The following is a 17,268-nucleotide window of genomic DNA, read 5'->3' as shown; positions in this document are numbered from 1 at the left end:
TTTTTCATTACATAATAAGAGACGCACCTCCATGAAATGCCCGTTTTGCCAGCACGATGATATCCAGGTCCTCGACACGCGCGTGTCGGAGGAGGGGGACGCCATCAAGCGGCGCCGGCGCTGCGTCAATTGCGATAAGCGTTTCACCACCTGGGAACGCATTGAACTGACCATGCCGTATGTGGTCAAGAAAAATGGCAGCCGCACCGAGTTCGCGGCTGAGAAGCTGCGCGCCAGCCTGATGCTGGCCCTGCGCAAGCGCCCCGTTGCGGCTGAGTCAGTCGACAAGGCCATCGCCTCCATCGAAGAAAAGCTGTTGACCAGCGGCCAGCGTGAAGTCGACTCCGTCTACGTTGGCGAGCTCGTCATGGCTGAACTCAAGCGCCTCGACAAGGTGGCGTATATCCGCTTTGCTTCCGTCTACAAGAACTTCGAAGACCTGGCTGAGTTCCAGGACGCGATCGAAGAAGTTGGCGACGGTCAAGAGCTCTCTCCCAAGGCTTGATATTTCTCAAACCCGCCTGACCGCTGCTGGCTAACTTGATCAGCAGGGGAGGGCTGCGCCATGCGTCGTCCAACTGCGGGATTTACCATGGTGGAAGTGCTGGTTGCCGTGCTGCTGCTGGCTGTTGGGCTGGTCGGCGCGCTGGCGATGCAGGCCTATGCCATGCGCACACGGCAGGAAACGGCCTTGCAGAACGAAGCCCTGCAAGCCGCCGCCTCGCTCGCCGACCGCATCCGCGCCAACGCGGCGCAGTCCTCTTCCTACCTGGGATTTGATTCCGAGGCGCCGCCCGCGCCGGCGGCGCCAGGCACCTGCACCGATACACCATGCGACACCAGCACGCTTGCCGCGCGCGAGCTGGATGAGTTCCGCCAGCACCTGTCGGCGAGCTTGCCAGGCGCCCGCGCCTCAGTTTGCAGGGACGCCGCCGCATCAGGTGGCGCGCTGCAATGGGCGTGCTCCGGCAGCCCGGACGCCACCATCGTCATCAAGGTCGGCTGGCGCAGCCGCCAGCCGGCGTACTCCGCCACGAACACCGCGCCACAGCTCGTACTGCCGGTCGCCTTGCCCGCCGTGCCCGCACCGCCGTCCGCCGGGCCCACCCTTGGAGGCGGCCAATGACCATACACCAACGCGGCCTGGCCCTGGCCGAAGTCCTGGTCGCCATGATGCTCAGCCTCCTGGTCGCCGTGGTGGCAGCCACGCTGCTGCACGCATCAACCGGCGACTTCATGTTCAACGGCGCCAACACCCGCATTGACGACAACGGCCGCTTCGTCCTGGCCGTGATTGGCCAAGCGCTGCGCCAGGCCGGCTACCCCGGCGAACCCGACGCCACCCCGCCATCCGCGCCCGCCGCGCTGGCAGTGGAGGGCCGTGACGCCGCCAGCGTTGCGAGCCAGTCGGACGGCATGGGTGCTCCGCTTCCCGCCATCAATGGCAGCGACGTACTCGCCATCCGCTACGCGCCCGCAGCCAATCCTGGCGCGGGCGGCGGCAGCGCAATGCTCAACTGCGCCGGCTTCCCGTCCGAGGCCGGCGAATGGGCCTGGAGCATTTTCTACGTCGCCCGCGCCAGCGACGGTGTCGCCGAACTGCGCTGCAAATACAAAGGCGAGCACGGCTGGGGCGCCGACGCGGTGATACGCGGCGTGGATGCCTTCCACGTCCTGTACGCAATTGACACCGACACCCCACGCGACGGCATCCCCAACCGCCACCTTACTGCCAGCGCCATCAACGCAATAGGCCCCGACGGCTGGCAGCGCGTTACCAGCGTGCGGATCGCATTGCTGTTGCACGGCGAACGAGGCTCGCGTCCCGGCAGCCAGTTAAGCCGCTACGAACTGCTGCCAGGCGCCGACCCTGAAGCCCGCATTGACGAAGCGGGCCTTCCGCCCGCGATGCGCCACCGCACGCGCCGCCTGTTCACCGCATCCGTAGCGCTGCGCAACCAATAGGGCGCCGTCATGAAACGCAAGCAGCGCGGCATCACGCTCCCCGTCACGCTGTTGCTGCTGCTGGCCGCATTGGCACTGGGCGCATCCGCAGCACAAATGGCCATGCTGGGCGAGAAGTCCGCCCGTTCCGAACGAGACCGCCTGATCGCCTTCCAGGCAGCGGAGGATGCTATGACAGACGCAGAACGCGACATCAACGCCGGCCTCGGCGTGCCGCTCGAAGTGCCAGCTCGCGACCCCGGCACGCCCGCCAGCGAGGCGACGCCAGCCTGGCAAACCGTCGACCTGGCCGGCAATGGCGGTACCGAATATGGCGCCCTGACCGGCGCCGCCATGGAGACCGGACAAGGCGTCCTGCCATTCCGCCGCCCACGCTACCTGGTCGAACGCATCGCCTACATCCCACCGGGCGCGCCCGCCGGAACGCCACCTGAGCATTACTACCGCGTCACCGTGATCGGCTTGGGCAGCAGGCCCGGTGCAGAGGCCGTGCTGCAGGCCACTTTCAAGCCCCCAGTCCCGGTCCACCGCTACAGCTGGCGCGAAATCATGGACTGGCAAGCGCTGCACGACGCCGCCAGCGGGGAGGGCGGCCAATGAACGCCAGGCACGCCAATGGCGAAGGCCTGATCGGCATCCTGGTCGCCATCGCGATCGTCGCGGTACTCGCCTCTGCCGCGATGCCGGTATGGAACGAAGCCGTCATCCGCATGCGCCGCAGCGAAGCGCAAGCCACGCTGCAGGAGCTGATGCAGCAGCAAGAGCGCCACTTCACCCGCTTCAATACCTACATCGCTTTTTCCGCCACCGGGCAAGGCGAGGCAGAGAGCCAGTTCCGCTGGTGGTCCGGCCGCGCCGCCCGCAGCAGCGCCTACGAGGTCGAAGGCAAAGCCTGCGACGGCCAGGAAATCCGCGACTGCATCCAGCTCATCGCCACCCCCGGCACCGCCAACGTAGACAGCAACTTCAAGGACATCCGATGCCAACGCCTGATCCTCACCAGCACCGGCCTGCACCTCGCCAGCGGCCCCGGCCCCGGCTGCTGGCGCTAAAGCCCGCCGCCGCCCGCCGCGCCTCCGCGCTGCGGCCCCGCCTGGCGACCTCGCAGGCGCCTGGCCTGCCGGGCTTCACCTTGTTGGAGCTCCTGATCGTCCTGGCCATCCTCTCCATCCTGTTCGCCAGCGCGATGCCCGACCTAAGCAATATGCTCGCCGGCCGCCAGTTGCGCGCCGCCTCCGCCGACCTGCTGGCGGCAATCAATGAAACCCGTGCCCAGGCCATCGCCCGCCGCCGCGTGGTCACGCTGCTGAGCGAAAACGGCGACTGGCAGCAAGGCTGGCTAATCCTGCAAGACACCAACACCAACCGCAGCCCCGACGCCGGCGAGCCAATCCTGCACCGCCACAAGCCGCCCCCGGAGCGCCTGCGCATCCGGGCAAGATTCACCGACGCCACCGCCCCTTTTTACGTCGCATATAATGCAGCAGGACGCAGCTGCCGCGCCGCCCACCCGAATGCCGCCAACTTTGGCACCATCACCCTTGAACTGGCCGGCGCGCAGCGCAATATCAAGATCAATATGCAGGGCAGGGCGCGGCTGTGCGACCCCGCCCTGGAACCGGCCACCTGCGCAAGCATATGAACATCAACAGCGACCTCGAAGGCATGCAGCTCGCCCTGCAATGGGCAGAAAAAGGCCTTTACACCACCTCGCCCAACCCACGCATTGGCTGCGTGATCGTGCGCGACGGCGTAGTGGTCGGCGAAGGCGTCACGCAAGCCGCCGGCCAGGACCACGCCGAAATCCAGGCCATCAAGGACGCCAAGCGACGCGGCCACGACGTGCGCGGCGCCACCGCCTACGTCACGCTGGAACCCTGCAGCCACCACGGCCGCACGCCGCCCTGCGCCGACGCCCTGGTGCGCGAAGGCCTGGGCCGCGTGGTCGCCGCGATGGAAGACCCCAACCCCCTGGTCGCCGGCAACGGCATGGCACGCCTGGCCGCCGCCGGCATCCAGGTCAGCAGCGGCTTGCTGGCCGAGCAGGCCTACGAAATGAACATCGGCTTCTTCCACCGCATGCGCCACGGCCTGCCATGGGTACGCATGAAGACCGCCGCCAGCCTGGATGGCATGACCGCCCTGCATAACGGCCAAAGCCAATGGATCACCGGCCCCGAAGCGCGCGCCGACGGCCACGCCTGGCGCGCCCGCGCCTGCGCCATCCTGAGCGGCATCGGCACCGTCAAGGCCGACGATCCGCAGCTGAATGTGCGCGCCGTCGAAACCCCGCGCCAGCCACGCCGCATCGTGGTCGACAGCAAACTCGACATCAGTCCGCAGGCACGCGTGCTGGAAGGCGGCGGCACCTGGATCATCGCTGCCGCCCACCATCCCGAAAAGGAAGCAGCCCTGCGCGACAAAGGCGCCGAAATCATCGTGCTGCCCAACGCCCACGGCAAGGTCGATCTGCCCGAACTGATGCGCGAGCTGGGCCGCCGCCAGATCAACGAACTGCACGTCGAAGCCGGCGGCAAGCTGAATGGCTCCATGATCCGCGAAGGCTGCGTCAACGAGCTGCTGGTCTACCTGGCGCCCACGCTGCTGGGCGACGCCCAAGGCATGTTCGCGCTGCCCGCCCTCACGGAGCTGAGCGGAAAGCACAACCTGAAATTCCACGAGGTTAAGCAAGTCGGCGCCGATTTGCGTATCCTTGCCCGATTCAACCCTCACTGAAGAACACTATGTTTACTGGAATCGTAGCCGCAGTCGGCAAAATCAAATCCGTCACCCCGCTGGCAGGCGGCGCCGATGCAGGCGTGCGCCTGGACGTTGATGCAGGCGGCCTGCCAATGGCCGACGTCGGCCTGGGCGACTCGATCGCCCTGAACGGCGCGTGCATGACCGTGGTCGAGAAGACCGCCACCGGCTTCACCGTCGATGTTTCGCGCGAAAGCCTGAACAAGACCGTCGGCCTCGACACCACCACCGAAGTGAACCTGGAAAAAGCCCTGACCCTGGCCGAGCGCCTGGGCGGCCACCTGGTTTCCGGCCACGTCGATGGCCTCGGCGTGGTGCGCAAGTTCGAGCCGGTTGGCGAATCGCACGAACTGGTGATCGAAGCTCCGCGCGACCTGGCCAAGTACCTGGCCTACAAAGGCTCCGTTGTGGTGAACGGCGTGTCTCTGACCGTCAACCGCGTCGAAGACAGCGCCACTGGCTGCGCCTTCTCGATCAACCTGATCCCGCATACCATCCAGGTCACCACGCTCAAACACCTGAAAGCCGGCTCCAAGGTCAACCTCGAAATCGACCTGATCGCCCGCTACGTGGAGCGCATGCTGTCGCTCAAATAATCAGCGCTTCAATGCCTTTGATTTCAACTAACTGAAGCAGCTTTGCCGCCGCACCGCTGGGACGTTTTCCAGCGGTCGGTGATTCCCATTTCTGCACGGTTGAAACGCTCACGTTAAGAAACGTGGCAAAGACTGCCTGGCTCATTCTGGCTTTGCTGGTCCGAATTTCGATAACGCGATCAGGCGTATATTCTGGCGGCTCCTGGCAAAGAGCACGTACACGCCCAAGTTCTGGCGTCGACATGACGCCATACGAACTCAGGCTTTCTGCTGTTTCGAGCAGCTCCCGAAGCATTCTCGCGTCTTCGCTAATTTTCCTGCTCAACACATATCTCCTTAAGTTCGCCGGCATTGCTCAGCGAAAGTCTTCGGCCGTTGGATAGTGTAGCACTCGGTGCTATGCATTTCGGTCGCAGCCATGTAGACATTGTTACAATTTTCGGGAGTGCAGGAGTTGTCAGAATGCTAAACTCGCATTCCGATCAACCTCCTGGGTTCCCCAATGCGTTACTCGTCTTTGGCTGCATATACCTTGCTGGCGGTCGCGCTGTCCGCGTGCACCACCGTCAACGTCACCTCACGTAGCTTCATCCCCAAGGATACGGGGAAACTGGCGGTTTTGAAGAAAGCCACGCCGGCCTACAAGATCGACAATATCGAGTTCACCCATCCCGGCGGCGCCATCAGCCGTGGGATTTTCATGCATAAGCCGGACGCACAGTTCACCGTCCTGTATTTCATGGGCGCCGGCGTGCGCGTTGACACCAATGCAGCCTACTTCGGCAAGCCTTTCGCGGAACTGAACGCAAACATCATCAGCTTCGACTACCACGACTTTGGCCGCAGCGAAGCGCCTGATTCGGCGTTCGATTTGCCGGACCTGGAGCGCGAAACCCTGGCCCTGTACGACCACGTGCGCGCCACCACCAAAGGCAAGCTGGTGGTGCATGGACATTCGTTCGGCAGCTTCGTGGCCGCCAAACTGGCCGGCAAGCGCCCACTGGATGCCGTGGTGCTGGAAGCGACCGGCACCGATGCGCGGGCCTATGTCGATAACACCATCCCTTGGTTCGCCAAACCCTTCGTGCGTGTCAACCTGGACGAGAATCTGCTCGCGGTTGATAACCGCGCGGCCCTGCGCAGCTTCCAGGGCCCGGTGCTGGTAATCAACGGCGCCAAAGATAACCAGACGCCCATCCATACCGCGCGTGCACTGTTCGACAGCCTTGATAACCAGCGCAAGCGCTTTGTGGCAGCCAGCGAGGCGGGCCATATGAATGCGATGAGCCAGCCTGACACTTTGAGCGCATATCGCGAATTCCTGGATGGGGCGCACTAATAATCGCGGCGCCATACGCCTTGCGATTGTAGTCGTGGCGCACCTGGCGCTGTTTTGGTGGGCAAGCCGCCCGGTACCTGTGCCAGAGGTAAAGGATCGGCGTGAATGGGTTCAGATACTGCTGCCCAAACCACAGCAGCTCGACATTCAGGTAAAGGCGGCTGCCATTTCCAAGCTCACGAGGCCTGTGGCGAAAATCCAGAGGGGAGAGAAAGAACGTCCGGCCCTTGCTGAAACTCACGTGGAGCCCAGCGAGCCGGCTGAGCCGGCGCTGGTGCCCGCGACGAACGTGATTCCCCCGGAGGTGCTGCGCGAAGCGATCAAGGCCGTAGCGGCCGAGCGTCCGCTGCGCGGTGACGCGGGGCAGACTTACTCGCCTGCGCCCGATTCGGTGGCTGCGCGCCTGGCGAAAGGCTTTGCAGCGGCGCGCGCGGCCGTGCCGCCGAAGCTACTCGAAGCCCCACGCATGGAGCTGGTCAGCGCCCCGCGCGATCCGAAACGCATCTACCGCGTGACGACCGCACTGGGCGAATACTGTCTCTACTATCCGGACAAAGGCGGCATCTCCGCCAACAGCGATCCCCGCTCGGGGCGGCCGGAATTCGGCCAGCCCATGGCTTCAACCTGCCCAATACCTTTCTAACTTACAAAGTGGGGTGATTGATGCGTCTATACATTGCTGCGTTACTGTTGCTGTGCTGCGCAAACGCGCCGGCGAGTTCCGGGGTACCGGCCAGTGGTGCCGAGCTTAAATTCCGTGAACAGATGGACCTGACCGGCTACCAGCGTGTCGAGTACCAGGATGAAAAGGGCAAGCAACTCACATTCGAGCAGTTCCAGAAATTGCTGCCGAATAGATCGTTTGGCATGGAAAAGCGGAAGAACGGCACGCAGTCCTCAGCGGTGGTAAGGCTTGAGGCGGCGACCGCCAAGATGGTCCTGCCCAAATATAGGCTCGCTGCGGGAGCGGGGTTCCCGGCATTCAAGCTGCGCGCGATGGATGGCAGTATGGTCGACAATGCAGCCTTGATAGGGCGCTACACCGTCGTCAATTTCTACTTTGGCGACTGCGTGCCGTGCATTAAAGAGGTGCCCATGTTGAACGAATTCGCTGCGCGAAACAAAGATTTTGACGTTCTGGCGATTACCTTCGATTCGAAGGATGAGGCGAGGAAGTTCGTTAAAAGGACCAATTTCAACTGGCGTACTGTAGCGGATGCTGGCGAACTGCTCGACCAGGTTGGCGTCAAAGTCTACCCATCCTTTGCGCTACTTGATCCGAAGGGTGTTGTTGTCGCGATTACCAATGGTGTCGAGGCCAGTACCCATGGCTGGGATTTGGACAAGTGGGTCGCCAAAACGATAGCAGCCCGGGCGCAGTAAGCATCCCGGGCGCTACGGTTTTCAAGCTTAGGCAGTGGCGCGGGAGACGGCGATGTAGGCCGGCACTTCGGCGGTGATGCCTTGCTTGACCTGGCGGGTCAGGTCGTCCGCCAGCACTTCATCTTTCCCTTCCGCCAGCGCGGCGAAGATCTCCGCTGCCACCTCTTCCGGCTTGATCTTCGGCACCTCGTAGCCGGCGGTCATGTCGGTTTCCATATAGCCCATGTGGGCGCCAACCACCTGGGTGCCTTGCGGCGCCAGTTCAACGCGCAGGCCGTTGGTCAGGGCCCAGGCCGCCGATTTCGACATGCTGTAGGTATTGGTCGGACCCTGGCTCAGCCACGCCAGCACGGACAGGATGTTGACGATGGCGCCGCCGCCGTTGGCTTTCAGCGTAGGGGCGAAGCCTTTGCTCAGCAGCATGGGGCCGATCACATTGGTTTCCAGTTCGGCGCGGGCCAGCTCAAGGGAGTTGTCGGCCAGGATGCCGCCAGCCTTGACGATGCCGGCGTTGTTGATCAGCACGTTCACATCTTTGTATTCGCGGGTGACGGAGGCGATTTCGTCGTGGTTGGTGACATCCAGCTGGACCGGGATCACGCCGGGCAGGGTGATCGACTTGGAATCGCGGGCGGCGCCGTAGACTTTTTTCGCGCCGGCGGCGAGGGCGGCTTTGGCCAGTTGCAGGCCCAGGCCGCGGTTGGCACCAGTAATAAATACGACGGAATCTTTGATGTTCATGATGGTTTCCTTTGAGGTTTAATGATGACGACCGTCATCGAATGACTTAATAATAGTGGTCGCAATTAAAAACTTCAAGGAAAATTTTGAGGGCGCGTTGGCGCCCCCGGCAGCCGGCTTAAACCAGCGAAGCGGTAAGGGTGATGTTGGTGTTCAGCACCTTGGACACCGGGCAGCCAACTTTTGCCTTATTGGCAAGCTCTTCGAACTTGGCTTTGTCGGCGCCGGGAATCTTGGCCTGCAAGGTGAGGTGGATGGAGGTGATGGCGTAGCCATCGCCCACCTTGTCGAGCGTGACATCGGCCTTGGTTTCCATCTTTTCCGCCGTCAGGCCTGCCTCGCCCAGGATCAGAGACAGCGCCATGGTGAAGCAGCCAGCATGCGCCGCACCGATCAATTCCTCCGGATTGGTGCCCGGTTTGTCCTCGAACCGGCTGGCAAAGCCATAGGGCGCCCCCTGCAGCGCTCCGCTCACGGTGCTAATTGCCCCACTCCCATCCTTGATGCCGCCACTCCAGACGGCCGAACCGCTAGTCTTCATCGCTGCCTCCATCAGGTTGGAAAAACAGTTCAGTCTAGGCCAAAACCCCTAAAGGCGGCGCTCAAGGGGCGGGATTGCGCCAAATCCTTTAAAATAGCGGGTTAACAAAGAAACGCTCTGTGCCTCACATCAAAGGAAAAAATATGTCCATTTCCAGCACCGAAGAAATCGTCGCCGAACTGCGCGCCGGTCGCATGGTGATCCTGGTCGACGAAGAAGACCGCGAAAACGAAGGCGACCTGGTGCTGGCCGCCGAGCACGTCACGCCGGAAGCGATCAATTTCATGATCAAGCACGCCCGTGGCCTGGTTTGCCTGACTCTGACCGAAGAGCACTGCAAGCAGCTCGACCTGACCATGATGACCGCCAAGAACGGCACCTCCTTCGGCACCAACTTCACCGTGTCGATCGAAGCGGCGGAAGGCGTGACCACCGGTATCTCGGCCGCCGACCGCGCCAAGACCATCCAGGTGGCTGTAGCTAAGGGCGCCAAGCCAAGCGATATCGTGCAGCCGGGCCACATCTTCCCGCTGCGCGCAGTGCCGGGCGGTGTGCTGATGCGCGCCGGCCATACCGAAGCGGGCTGCGACCTGACCGCCATGGCCGGCCTGATGCCAGCTTCCGTGATCTGCGAAATCATCAAGGATGACGGCACCATGGCGCGCCTGCCGGAACTGCTGGAATTCGCCAAGGAACACGGCCTGAAGATCGGCACCATTGCGGACCTGATCCACTACCGCAGCCAGAACGAATGCATGGTGGAGCGCATCGCTGAACGTCCGCTGCGCACCGCACACGGCGATTTCCGTATGATTGCTTTCCGCGACAAGCCAAGCGGCGCCGCCCACCTGGCGCTGGTGCACGGCGATATGGCGCCGGGCAAAGAGTCGCTGGTGCGCGTGCACCAGCCGGTCTCGATCCTGGACCTGCTGGAAACCGAAGCCACCACCCACTCCTGGAACGTGTCGTCCTCGCTGAAGGCGATCAAGGGCGCGGAGCAGGGCGTGATGGTGCTGCTGAACTGCGGCGAGACCGCCGAACAGCTGTTCGGCCAGCTGGAAGCGCTGGACAAGAACCTGCGCCCGACCGGCCGCGCCGCCAGCATGGACCTGCGCAGCTACGGTATCGGCGCGCAAATCCTGCGTGAAGTCGGTGTCAGCAAGATGCAGCTGCTGGCCAGCCCGCGCAAGATGCCTTCGATGACCGGCTTTAACCTGGAAGTCACCGGCTACATGGCCAAACCTGCCGCCTGAAGCGCGGCTTAACCTGATAAGAAGAGAGGATCACCATGACCGTAGCAACCTACGAAACCAACCTGTCCGGCGAAAACCTGCGCATCGGCATCGTGCAGGCGCGCTTCAACGAAGACGTTTGCCACGGCCTGCTGTCGGCCTGCCTGCAGGAGCTGAAGAACCTGGGCGTGGAAGACGAAGACATCCTGCACGTGACCGTGCCGGGCGCGCTGGAAGTGCCGCTGGTGCTGCAGAAGATGGCCGAGTCCAACCAGTTCGACGCGCTGGTCGCACTGGGCGCCGTGATCCGCGGCGAGACCTACCATTTCGAACTGGTGTCCAATGAATCCGGCGCGGGCATCACCCGCGTGGGCCTGGACTACAGCATCCCTATCGCCAACGCCATCCTGACCACCGAGAACGACGAACAGGCGGAGGTCCGCATGGCCGTCAAGGGCGCCGAAGCGGCCCGCTGTGCCGTCGAAATGGCCAACCTGTCGATCGCCCTGGAAGAACTGCACCAGGACCAGGGCGACGACGAGTAATTCAACAAGAAGGTAAGAACATGACTGACAATATGACCCACGCCAACCCGAGCAAGAACCGCACCCCGCGCCACCGCGCGCGCGAGTTCGCGCTGCAGGGCCTGTACCAGTGGCTGCTGAACAATGAAGACGCGACCAAGGTCGTCAACAACATCCGCGGCGCCCACGGCTTCGACAAGGCGGACGGCGAATACTTTGCCGACCTGCTGCGCGGCACCATCAAGCAATCGGTCGAGCTGCGCGAAGTGTTTGCGCCGCTGGTTGATCGTGGTATCGGCGAGCTGTCGCCGATCGAGCACGCGGTGCTGCTGATCGGCGCCTATGAGCTGAAGAACCACATCGAGATCCCCTACCGCGTCGTCATCAACGAAGCAGTGGAGCTGACCAAGTCCTTCGGCGGTATCGATGGCCACAAGTACGTGAACGGCGTGCTGGACAAGCTGGCCGCCCAGCTGCGCGCCGACGAAGTCGCTGCCGACAAGAAGAAGTAAGCATCCGTAAGCCCACACAAATACCCTCCCGCGCGGAGGGTATTTTTTTGTCCACTTTTGTCCACTTTGGGGTCAGGAACAAAAGTGGACATTTGTTGGGGCAAAGAAAAAGCCACCCGTAGGTGGCTTTTGTGCAGCGGCGGCGAGGGGATTACAGGCCAGCCAGCTGGTCGGCGCTGATCTGCTTTTCAGCCTGCGCCACCGTGGTAGGCGCTTCCTTAGGCTTGGCCGGTGCGGCGGCAACCTGCGGCGGGGTGATGTGAGGCACCTTCTTGCCGGCGGAAACCTGCTTCAGGCGGCTCCATTCGGCCATCACGCGCGAGCCATAACCCTCATCTGAGTCGAAGGCGCCGGCGCCGACGTAGTATTTCAGGCCAGCTTCCACCGAGCCGCCACGCGCCACGTAATCCTTCAGGATCAGCGCGCCGACGCGGATGTTGGCCACCGGGTTCAGTGCAGCCTGGGTGCCGCCCATATCCTGGAATTTGTCGGTATGGACCTTGGACATGACCTGCATCAGGCCCTGCGCGCCCATTGGGCTTTCCGCAAACGGATTCAGGCCCGACTCGATAGCCATCACGGCCAGGATCAGCAGCGGATCCAGCTTAATTTCACGCGCGGTCAGGTAGGCGGTGGAAACCAGCATATTGGTCGCATCGCCCGCTACGCGGTAGCGCTTGGCCAGCCAGTTGGTGACCGCATCCTGCTGCTTCTTGGTGCCCATCAGGGCCTTTTCCTCGGCCGTCAGCGGCACTTCCGCGGTCGCCACGCCGGCTGGACGGGCAGCCGGGGCTTCCATCAGCTCGGACAGCGGCGGCGCCACGACAACCTGCGCCGGAGCAGCCGGCTGGCCGCGCAGTACGTGCGCCAGGTCGGATGCCAGTTCAGGACGTGCCACCATGGCGCAAGCCACGATAATTGCCACAATACCAAAGATGCTCAGAGTCGACTGAGCGGCGGTCAGCAGACCGCGGGCCGAAATGCTCTGCGCGGAAATCCACGCGGCGGGCTGGCGGGCCCATTGGCGGGCGCTAAGCAGCAACCCATTGAATTGATTGTTCATCAGAACTCCCCTGAAATGTAAGAGTCAAAACGCGTCCCCGCCGCGTAAAAATCGCGGTCAATTCGACGTGCCATAGTCGTTACATCAGTGTTATCTTCGTCCACCGCCGCACAGGTCGCGCGGGACTGGACGCCATCATTGTTTGCTAAAGCTGGCGATTCTGTTGGGCCAGTTGCAACACAACTTTTTCCGGGGTAGAGGCAGACGCCTCGTGAAAAACACTCCTTAAAATGTCTGATGGAGCCCGGACTCCGTGAATGTAATGAGTGACAACTAAGTTGGCAGAAAGGCCATGTCCTCATCAAGTAGGTCAAATTGTAGGAGGGGTGATATATCTAGTCAATACTAACACGGACAATCTTTATTACTTTTGAGTATGATTTTCTCGTGTACATGTTGGCAAAAACCAATAAAATCAACGACTTGACCAAAAGTGCTGAAGCGCCTCGTCCGAAGCAAAAAAATCGTAAAAAAGTATGAAATATCGCGATCTCCGAGATTTTATTTCCCAACTGCAAGCAATTGGCGAACTAAAGCGCACAAGCTTGCCAGTCTCGCCACATTTGGAGATGACGGAGGTCTGCGACCGCGCCTTGCGCGCCGGCGGACCGGCCATCCTGTTCGAAAAACCGGCCGGTTTCGACATGCCGGTGCTGGGCAACCTGTTCGGTACGCCGCGTCGCGTGGCGCTGGGCATGGGCGCCGACGATGTCAGCGAGCTGCGCAAGATCGGCCATGTGCTTGCGCAGCTGAAGGAGCCCGAGCCGCCAAAAGGCTTCAAGGACTTGATGGGCCTGGGCTCCCTGGTCAAAGCCGTGTGGGATATGTCGCCGAAAGAGCTGCGCGGCGCGCCGTGCCAGGAGATTGTATGGGAAGGCAATGATGTCGATCTGGCCCGCTTGCCGATCCAGCATTGCTGGCCGGGCGACGTGGCGCCCCTTATTACATGGGGCCTTGTTATTACCAAGGGCCCGAACAAGAAGCGCCAGAACCTGGGCATCTACCGCCAGCAGGTGTTGGGGCGTAATAAAGTGATCATGCGCTGGCTGGCGCATCGCGGCGGCGCGCTGGACTTCCGCGAGCACTGCATCAAGAATCCCGGCCAGCCTTATCCAGTCTGCGTTGCGCTGGGCGCCGACCCGGCCACCATCCTCGGCGCGGTAACGCCGGTGCCGGATGCGCTGTCGGAATACCAATTCGCCGGCCTGCTGCGCGGCAGCCGCACCGAGTTGACCAAGGCCATCGGCAGCGAACTGCGCGTGCCGGCATCGGCCGAAATCGTGTTGGAAGGGCATATCTATCCGGACGAAAACCACCCGACCGGCTTTGAGCACGGGCTGGAAGGGCCGTATGGCGACCACACCGGCTATTACAATGAGCAGGACTGGTTCCCGGTCTTTACCATCGACCGCATCACCATGCGGCGCGATCCGATCTACCACTCTACTTATACCGGCAAACCGCCGGACGAACCGGCCGTGCTGGGCGTTGCGCTGAACGAAGTCTTTGTGCCGCTGCTGCAGAAGCAGTTCAGCGAGATCACCGATTTCTACCTGCCGCCGGAAGGCTGCAGCTACCGCATGGCGGTGGTGCAAATCCGCAAACAGTACGCGGGCCATGCCAAGCGCGTGATGTTCGGCGTGTGGAGCTTCCTGCGCCAGTTCATGTATACCAAGTTCATTATCGTGGTGGACGAGGATGTGGACATTCGCGACTGGAAAGAGGTGATGTGGGCGATTACCACGCGCGTCGATCCGACCCGCGACACCACCCTGGTCGACAACACGCCGATCGATTACCTTGACTTTGCGTCGCCGGTCAGTGGTCTGGGCAGCAAGATGGGCATCGACGCCACCAATAAATGGCCGGGTGAAACCAGCCGCGAATGGGGCACCGTCATCACCATGACCGATGAGGTGAAGGCACGCGTGGACGGTATTTGGCAGCAGCTCGGTTTATAGCCTATAATTGCGCCGGGCGGGCCCCTGCGCATTGTGGCACGGTTAACCTGGTCAGGTCGGGAACGAAGCAGCCAAAGCTGTTCACCGCAAGTGCCGCAGATCAGGCTCGCCTCTTTGAATTCGTGAAAAAGCTGCCGACGGCAGCTTTTTTTATTCCGTATCGAGTTCCGCCTGGATTGGACGGCTCGATACCTGCACCAGCGGATTCTCCTTCACCAGCGCCTTGTCGGGCTGCAGGCGGATCTTGTGCTTCGCATCGCTGACCAGTTGTTTGGTGCCCGAGCGCGACTGGATCGTCACCTGCGCCGGCTTGTCAAAACTGAGCAGGACGGACTTCATATTCGGAGCAAACAGGCTGAAGGCGCCGGCCACCTTGCTGATCGCCGCATTACCCTGGTCCACGCTGTCCATCAACTTGTTGTAATGCCATTGGGTGCCTTCCGGGACCACGGCGTCGAGGTTGTAGGCGATGGAGATTTTCTCGCCGGCCGGCTGGGTAGTGGTGATCTTGGCATCGCCCGCGATCCATTGTTGGTTTGGCGTCAGGTGCAGGTGGCCTTTTTCGCTGACCGGCAGCACGGTGCGGGTGCCATTGTGGACCACGGTCAGGTTCATGTCCGCCGCCTTGATCTGGGCATTGGAGGGCTTGAGCGTCAGGTAGATGTCCAGTTTGTCGCGCTCGGCCGGCGGCAGGGCGAAGTAGCGGTCCAGGCGGGTCTTTTCGAGGAATTTCTTATACGGCAGCCACTCGCGTTCTTGCGCATGGGCGGCACCGGCCAGGGCCAGCAGGGTAAGCAGGACGAGTTTCTTCATTGTTGCCGTCTAGTTATCAAAAAAGCAAAGTGTAGTCGAAGTGTGGCCGAACGTCTAATGTTGTCCGCAGCCTCGGCATCTACGGTAAAATCGCGCACATGTCCTATCAAGTCCTCGCCCGCAAATACCGTCCCCGGAACTTTGAAACGCTGGTCGGCCAGGAGCACGTAGTCCGTGCACTGACCCACGCGTTGCATACCGGGCGCCTGCACCATGCCTACCTGTTCACCGGGACGCGCGGTGTCGGCAAGACGACGCTGTCCCGTATCCTGGCCAAGTCGCTGAACTGCGTCGGCCCGGACGGCAATGGCGGCATCACGGCCACCCCGTGCGGCGTATGCGAGGCTTGTACCGCGATCGATGGCGGCCGCTTTGTCGATTACGTCGAGATGGACGCGGCGTCCAACCGCGGCGTCGACGAAATGGCGCAGTTGCTGGAGCAGGCGGTGTACGCACCGTCTAATGCGCGCTTCAAGGTCTATATGATCGACGAGGTGCATATGCTGACCAACCACGCCTTCAATGCGATGCTGAAGACGCTGGAGGAGCCGCCGGAGCACATCAAGTTCATCCTGGCGACCACCGATCCGCAAAAGATTCCGGTCACCGTGCTGTCGCGCTGCCTGCAGTTCAACCTGAAGCAGATGCCGCCGGGGCATATCGTGGGCCACCTGGAGAATATCCTGGGCCAGGAGGGCGTCGTGTTCGAACAGCCTGCGCTGCGCCTGCTGGCGCAAGGCGCGCATGGTTCGATGCGCGATGCACTGTCGCTGACCGACCAGGCGATTGCCTACGCCGCCGGCGCTGTCACGCTGGATTCGGTGCAGGGCATGCTGGGGGCGCTGGACCAGTCCTACCTGGTGCGCCTGCTGGATGCGCTGGCCAATAAGGATGGCGCGGACCTGATGGCGGTGGCCGATGAAATGGCGTCTCGTTCGCTGTCTTATAACGGCGCTTTGCAGGACCTGGGTACTTTGCTGCACCGGATCGCGTTGGCGCAGACCGTGCCTTCGGCGGTGCCTTCCGACCTGCCGGAATATAACGATATCGTGCGGCTGGCTTCCCTGTTCGATGCGGAGGAGGTGCAGCTGTATTACCAGATCGCCGTGCATGGGCGGAATGAACTGGGGCTGGCGCCGGATGAATATGCCGGCTTCTCCATGACCTTGTTACGCATGCTTGCCTTTCGGCCCGGCATCGGTGGGGCAGATGGCCAACCGGCCAGCGCCCCGGTAGCGGCTCGTCCAGCCGGCGCTAATCCGGCCCGTGCCGCAGCGGCCGCCGCCATGGCTGCCAGCGCCGCCACGGCGGATCGCATGAGCGTTCCGGTCGGCCAGCCGTCGCCTGCCGCTGCCGCCGCTGCATCCGTGCCGGCCGCACCGCCAGTCCAGCAAGTCGCCCCCGCCGCCGCAGCCGCCGCCAATGCGCCAGCAGCGTCGCACCTGACCAGCGTCCCAGCCGCCGCTACCACCGTGCCGACGGCCGCCGCACCAGCCGCCGCGCCAGCATCGACCCCGATGTCCGCCGCGCCAGCCACCGCGCCCGCACCGGCGCCAGCACACGGCCAGATGCCAGCCTCGCCGGCCGCCGAGCTATCGCAGGCACCGGCACACGGCCAGATGCCCGCCGCGTCAGTGCAGGCAGCAGCGCACGACCAGGTGTCCGCCGCGCCGTTCGCCGAGCCCGCGCCGGCCCCGGCCCCGATGTCCGCCGCGCCAGCCGATGCCGCCCCTGCCCAGCCTCCCGCACCAGCACCGCAGCCTGCGCCGGTAGCTGATAGCCGCCCAATGAGCCCGGCGAAGATGGCGATCAACGCCGCGCTTGAAGCCGCACGTGCC

Annotated in this window: 21 protein-coding genes and 1 other RNA gene; 17 read left to right on the top strand and 5 right to left on the bottom strand. The window is 62.6% G+C overall.

Features of this window, described 5'->3' with window-relative positions; translation table 11 throughout:
• Nucleotides 1-31 precede the first annotated feature (31 nt).
• From nrdR to AAHE99_RS20620, 8 genes are read left to right on the top strand one after another with little or no spacing between them, the layout of a single operon-like run.
• The gene (gene nrdR / locus AAHE99_RS20655; RefSeq protein ID WP_342119245.1) at nucleotides 32-505 is read left to right on the top strand and encodes a transcriptional regulator NrdR; all 474 of its coding nucleotides are present in this window, start codon (nucleotides 32-34) and stop codon (nucleotides 503-505) included.
• A gap of 60 nt (nucleotides 506-565) precedes the next feature.
• Nucleotides 566-1,126 (top strand): type IV pilus modification protein PilV, encoded by a 561-nt coding sequence (gene pilV / locus AAHE99_RS20650; RefSeq protein WP_342119244.1) that lies wholly within the window; start codon nucleotides 566-568, stop codon nucleotides 1,124-1,126.
• Entirely contained in the window at nucleotides 1,123-1,965 is an 843-nt protein-coding gene (locus AAHE99_RS20645; RefSeq protein ID WP_342119243.1) for a PilW family protein, read from the top strand. The genes pilV and AAHE99_RS20645 overlap by 4 nt, the downstream gene beginning before the upstream one ends.
• A gap of 9 nt (nucleotides 1,966-1,974) precedes the next feature.
• On the top strand, nucleotides 1,975-2,565 hold the full coding sequence (locus AAHE99_RS20640; protein ID WP_342119242.1) for a pilus assembly PilX family protein: 591 nt from the start codon (nucleotides 1,975-1,977) through the stop codon (nucleotides 2,563-2,565).
• A complete protein-coding gene (locus tag AAHE99_RS20635; RefSeq protein WP_342119241.1) occupies nucleotides 2,562-3,017 on the top strand; it encodes a type IV pilin protein in 456 nt (151 codons plus the stop codon). Before AAHE99_RS20640 ends, AAHE99_RS20635 begins: the two co-directional genes overlap by 4 nt.
• Complete coding sequence (locus tag AAHE99_RS20630) at nucleotides 2,945-3,607, top strand: GspH/FimT family pseudopilin (protein ID WP_342119240.1); 663 nt, start codon at nucleotides 2,945-2,947, stop codon at nucleotides 3,605-3,607. The genes AAHE99_RS20635 and AAHE99_RS20630 overlap by 73 nt, the downstream gene beginning before the upstream one ends.
• A complete protein-coding gene (ribD, locus tag AAHE99_RS20625; RefSeq protein ID WP_342119239.1) occupies nucleotides 3,604-4,701 on the top strand; it encodes a bifunctional diaminohydroxyphosphoribosylaminopyrimidine deaminase/5-amino-6-(5-phosphoribosylamino)uracil reductase RibD in 1,098 nt (365 codons plus the stop codon). Before AAHE99_RS20630 ends, ribD begins: the two co-directional genes overlap by 4 nt.
• Nucleotides 4,702-4,709: 8 nt before the next feature.
• Complete coding sequence (locus AAHE99_RS20620) at nucleotides 4,710-5,321, top strand: riboflavin synthase (protein ID WP_342119238.1); 612 nt, start codon at nucleotides 4,710-4,712, stop codon at nucleotides 5,319-5,321.
• Here AAHE99_RS20620 and AAHE99_RS20615 read toward each other — a convergent pair.
• Nucleotides 5,314-5,646: a helix-turn-helix domain-containing protein gene (locus tag AAHE99_RS20615; RefSeq protein WP_342119237.1), complete on the bottom strand. Its 333-nt coding sequence runs from the start codon at nucleotides 5,644-5,646 to the stop codon at nucleotides 5,314-5,316. The genes AAHE99_RS20620 and AAHE99_RS20615 overlap by 8 nt on opposite strands.
• 177 nt (nucleotides 5,647-5,823) lie before the next feature.
• On the opposite strand from AAHE99_RS20615, the gene AAHE99_RS20610 reads away from it, so the two are divergent.
• The 3 genes from AAHE99_RS20610 (at nucleotide 5,824) to AAHE99_RS20600 (ending at nucleotide 8,043) form a co-directional block, all read left to right on the top strand.
• Nucleotides 5,824-6,660, top strand: coding sequence for an alpha/beta fold hydrolase (locus tag AAHE99_RS20610; protein ID WP_342119236.1), 837 nt, complete (start codon nucleotides 5,824-5,826; stop codon nucleotides 6,658-6,660).
• Nucleotides 6,661-6,901: 241 nt separating this feature from the next.
• The gene (locus AAHE99_RS20605) at nucleotides 6,902-7,303 is read left to right on the top strand and encodes a hypothetical protein (RefSeq protein WP_342119235.1); all 402 of its coding nucleotides are present in this window, start codon (nucleotides 6,902-6,904) and stop codon (nucleotides 7,301-7,303) included.
• A gap of 20 nt (nucleotides 7,304-7,323) precedes the next feature.
• Complete coding sequence (locus tag AAHE99_RS20600; protein WP_342119234.1) at nucleotides 7,324-8,043, top strand: TlpA family protein disulfide reductase; 720 nt, start codon at nucleotides 7,324-7,326, stop codon at nucleotides 8,041-8,043.
• Nucleotides 8,044-8,070: 27 nt separating this feature from the next.
• On the opposite strand, the gene AAHE99_RS20595 is transcribed toward AAHE99_RS20600, so the two are convergent.
• The gene (locus AAHE99_RS20595; protein WP_342119233.1) at nucleotides 8,071-8,784 is read right to left on the bottom strand and encodes an SDR family oxidoreductase; all 714 of its coding nucleotides are present in this window, start codon (nucleotides 8,782-8,784) and stop codon (nucleotides 8,071-8,073) included.
• Nucleotides 8,785-8,902: 118 nt separating this feature from the next.
• Nucleotides 8,903-9,325 (bottom strand): OsmC family protein, encoded by a 423-nt coding sequence (locus AAHE99_RS20590; RefSeq protein WP_342119232.1) that lies wholly within the window; start codon nucleotides 9,323-9,325, stop codon nucleotides 8,903-8,905.
• Nucleotides 9,326-9,468: 143 nt separating this feature from the next.
• On the opposite strand from AAHE99_RS20590, the gene ribBA reads away from it, so the two are divergent.
• From ribBA to nusB, 3 genes are read left to right on the top strand one after another with little or no spacing between them, the layout of a single operon-like run.
• Entirely contained in the window at nucleotides 9,469-10,578 is a 1,110-nt protein-coding gene (ribBA, locus tag AAHE99_RS20585) for a bifunctional 3,4-dihydroxy-2-butanone-4-phosphate synthase/GTP cyclohydrolase II (RefSeq protein ID WP_342119231.1), read from the top strand.
• A gap of 35 nt (nucleotides 10,579-10,613) precedes the next feature.
• Entirely contained in the window at nucleotides 10,614-11,102 is a 489-nt protein-coding gene (ribH, locus tag AAHE99_RS20580; protein WP_342119230.1) for a 6,7-dimethyl-8-ribityllumazine synthase, read from the top strand.
• A 20-nt stretch (nucleotides 11,103-11,122) separates the two neighbouring features.
• Nucleotides 11,123-11,593, top strand: a complete 471-nt coding sequence (gene nusB / locus AAHE99_RS20575) for a transcription antitermination factor NusB (RefSeq protein WP_342119229.1) — start codon at nucleotides 11,123-11,125, stop codon at nucleotides 11,591-11,593.
• A gap of 151 nt (nucleotides 11,594-11,744) precedes the next feature.
• Here the strand turns inward: nusB and AAHE99_RS20570 are convergent, their stop codons facing one another.
• A complete protein-coding gene (locus AAHE99_RS20570; RefSeq protein ID WP_342119228.1) occupies nucleotides 11,745-12,656 on the bottom strand; it encodes a lytic transglycosylase domain-containing protein in 912 nt (303 codons plus the stop codon).
• 476 nt (nucleotides 12,657-13,132) lie between these two features.
• Between AAHE99_RS20570 and ubiD the strand changes: the two genes are divergently transcribed.
• On the top strand, nucleotides 13,133-14,617 hold the full coding sequence (ubiD, locus tag AAHE99_RS20565) for a 4-hydroxy-3-polyprenylbenzoate decarboxylase (RefSeq protein ID WP_342119227.1): 1,485 nt from the start codon (nucleotides 13,133-13,135) through the stop codon (nucleotides 14,615-14,617).
• A 15-nt stretch (nucleotides 14,618-14,632) separates the two neighbouring features.
• An RNA gene (ffs, locus tag AAHE99_RS20560) (signal recognition particle sRNA small type) lies at nucleotides 14,633-14,731 on the top strand.
• Nucleotides 14,732-14,767: 36 nt separating this feature from the next.
• On the opposite strand, the gene AAHE99_RS20555 is transcribed toward ffs, so the two are convergent.
• Nucleotides 14,768-15,430: a DUF2987 domain-containing protein gene (locus AAHE99_RS20555; protein WP_342119226.1), complete on the bottom strand. Its 663-nt coding sequence runs from the start codon at nucleotides 15,428-15,430 to the stop codon at nucleotides 14,768-14,770.
• Between the two features lie 98 nt (nucleotides 15,431-15,528).
• Between AAHE99_RS20555 and dnaX the strand changes: the two genes are divergently transcribed.
• Nucleotides 15,529-17,268, top strand: a 1,740-nt coding sequence (dnaX, locus tag AAHE99_RS20550) for a DNA polymerase III subunit gamma/tau (protein ID WP_342119225.1), incomplete at its 3' end; no start/stop codon positions are given.

Source organism: Pseudoduganella sp. OTU4001 (assembly GCF_038440195.1).
Lineage (GTDB): Bacteria > Pseudomonadota > Gammaproteobacteria > Burkholderiales > Burkholderiaceae_D > Rugamonas.
This window is presented reverse-complemented; position numbering and strand designations above follow the sequence as displayed.

Bases quoted from the DNA above. Each gene is read 5' to 3' on its own strand.
- AAHE99_RS20635 (WP_342119241.1), top strand. From the start codon at position 2,562: ATGAACGCCAGGCACGCCAATGGCGAAGGCCTGATCGGCATCCTGGTC.
- AAHE99_RS20645 (WP_342119243.1), top strand. From the start codon at position 1,123: ATGACCATACACCAACGCGGCCTGGCCCTGGCCGAAGTCCTGGTCGCC.
- ubiD (WP_342119227.1), top strand. From the start codon at position 13,133: ATGAAATATCGCGATCTCCGAGATTTTATTTCCCAACTGCAAGCAATT.
- AAHE99_RS20595 (WP_342119233.1), bottom strand. From the start codon at position 8,784: ATGAACATCAAAGATTCCGTCGTATTTATTACTGGTGCCAACCGCGGC.
- ribD (WP_342119239.1), top strand. From the start codon at position 3,604: ATGAACATCAACAGCGACCTCGAAGGCATGCAGCTCGCCCTGCAATGG.
- AAHE99_RS20620 (WP_342119238.1), top strand. From the start codon at position 4,710: ATGTTTACTGGAATCGTAGCCGCAGTCGGCAAAATCAAATCCGTCACC.
- nusB (WP_342119229.1), top strand. From the start codon at position 11,123: ATGACTGACAATATGACCCACGCCAACCCGAGCAAGAACCGCACCCCG.
- pilV (WP_342119244.1), top strand. From the start codon at position 566: ATGCGTCGTCCAACTGCGGGATTTACCATGGTGGAAGTGCTGGTTGCC.
- AAHE99_RS20610 (WP_342119236.1), top strand. From the start codon at position 5,824: ATGCGTTACTCGTCTTTGGCTGCATATACCTTGCTGGCGGTCGCGCTG.
- AAHE99_RS20590 (WP_342119232.1), bottom strand. From the start codon at position 9,325: ATGAAGACTAGCGGTTCGGCCGTCTGGAGTGGCGGCATCAAGGATGGG.
- AAHE99_RS20555 (WP_342119226.1), bottom strand. From the start codon at position 15,430: ATGAAGAAACTCGTCCTGCTTACCCTGCTGGCCCTGGCCGGTGCCGCC.
- ribBA (WP_342119231.1), top strand. From the start codon at position 9,469: ATGTCCATTTCCAGCACCGAAGAAATCGTCGCCGAACTGCGCGCCGGT.
- ribH (WP_342119230.1), top strand. From the start codon at position 10,614: ATGACCGTAGCAACCTACGAAACCAACCTGTCCGGCGAAAACCTGCGC.
- AAHE99_RS20630 (WP_342119240.1), top strand. From the start codon at position 2,945: ATGCCAACGCCTGATCCTCACCAGCACCGGCCTGCACCTCGCCAGCGG.
- AAHE99_RS20600 (WP_342119234.1), top strand. From the start codon at position 7,324: ATGCGTCTATACATTGCTGCGTTACTGTTGCTGTGCTGCGCAAACGCG.
- nrdR (WP_342119245.1), top strand. From the start codon at position 32: ATGAAATGCCCGTTTTGCCAGCACGATGATATCCAGGTCCTCGACACG.
- AAHE99_RS20640 (WP_342119242.1), top strand. From the start codon at position 1,975: ATGAAACGCAAGCAGCGCGGCATCACGCTCCCCGTCACGCTGTTGCTG.
- AAHE99_RS20570 (WP_342119228.1), bottom strand. From the start codon at position 12,656: ATGAACAATCAATTCAATGGGTTGCTGCTTAGCGCCCGCCAATGGGCC.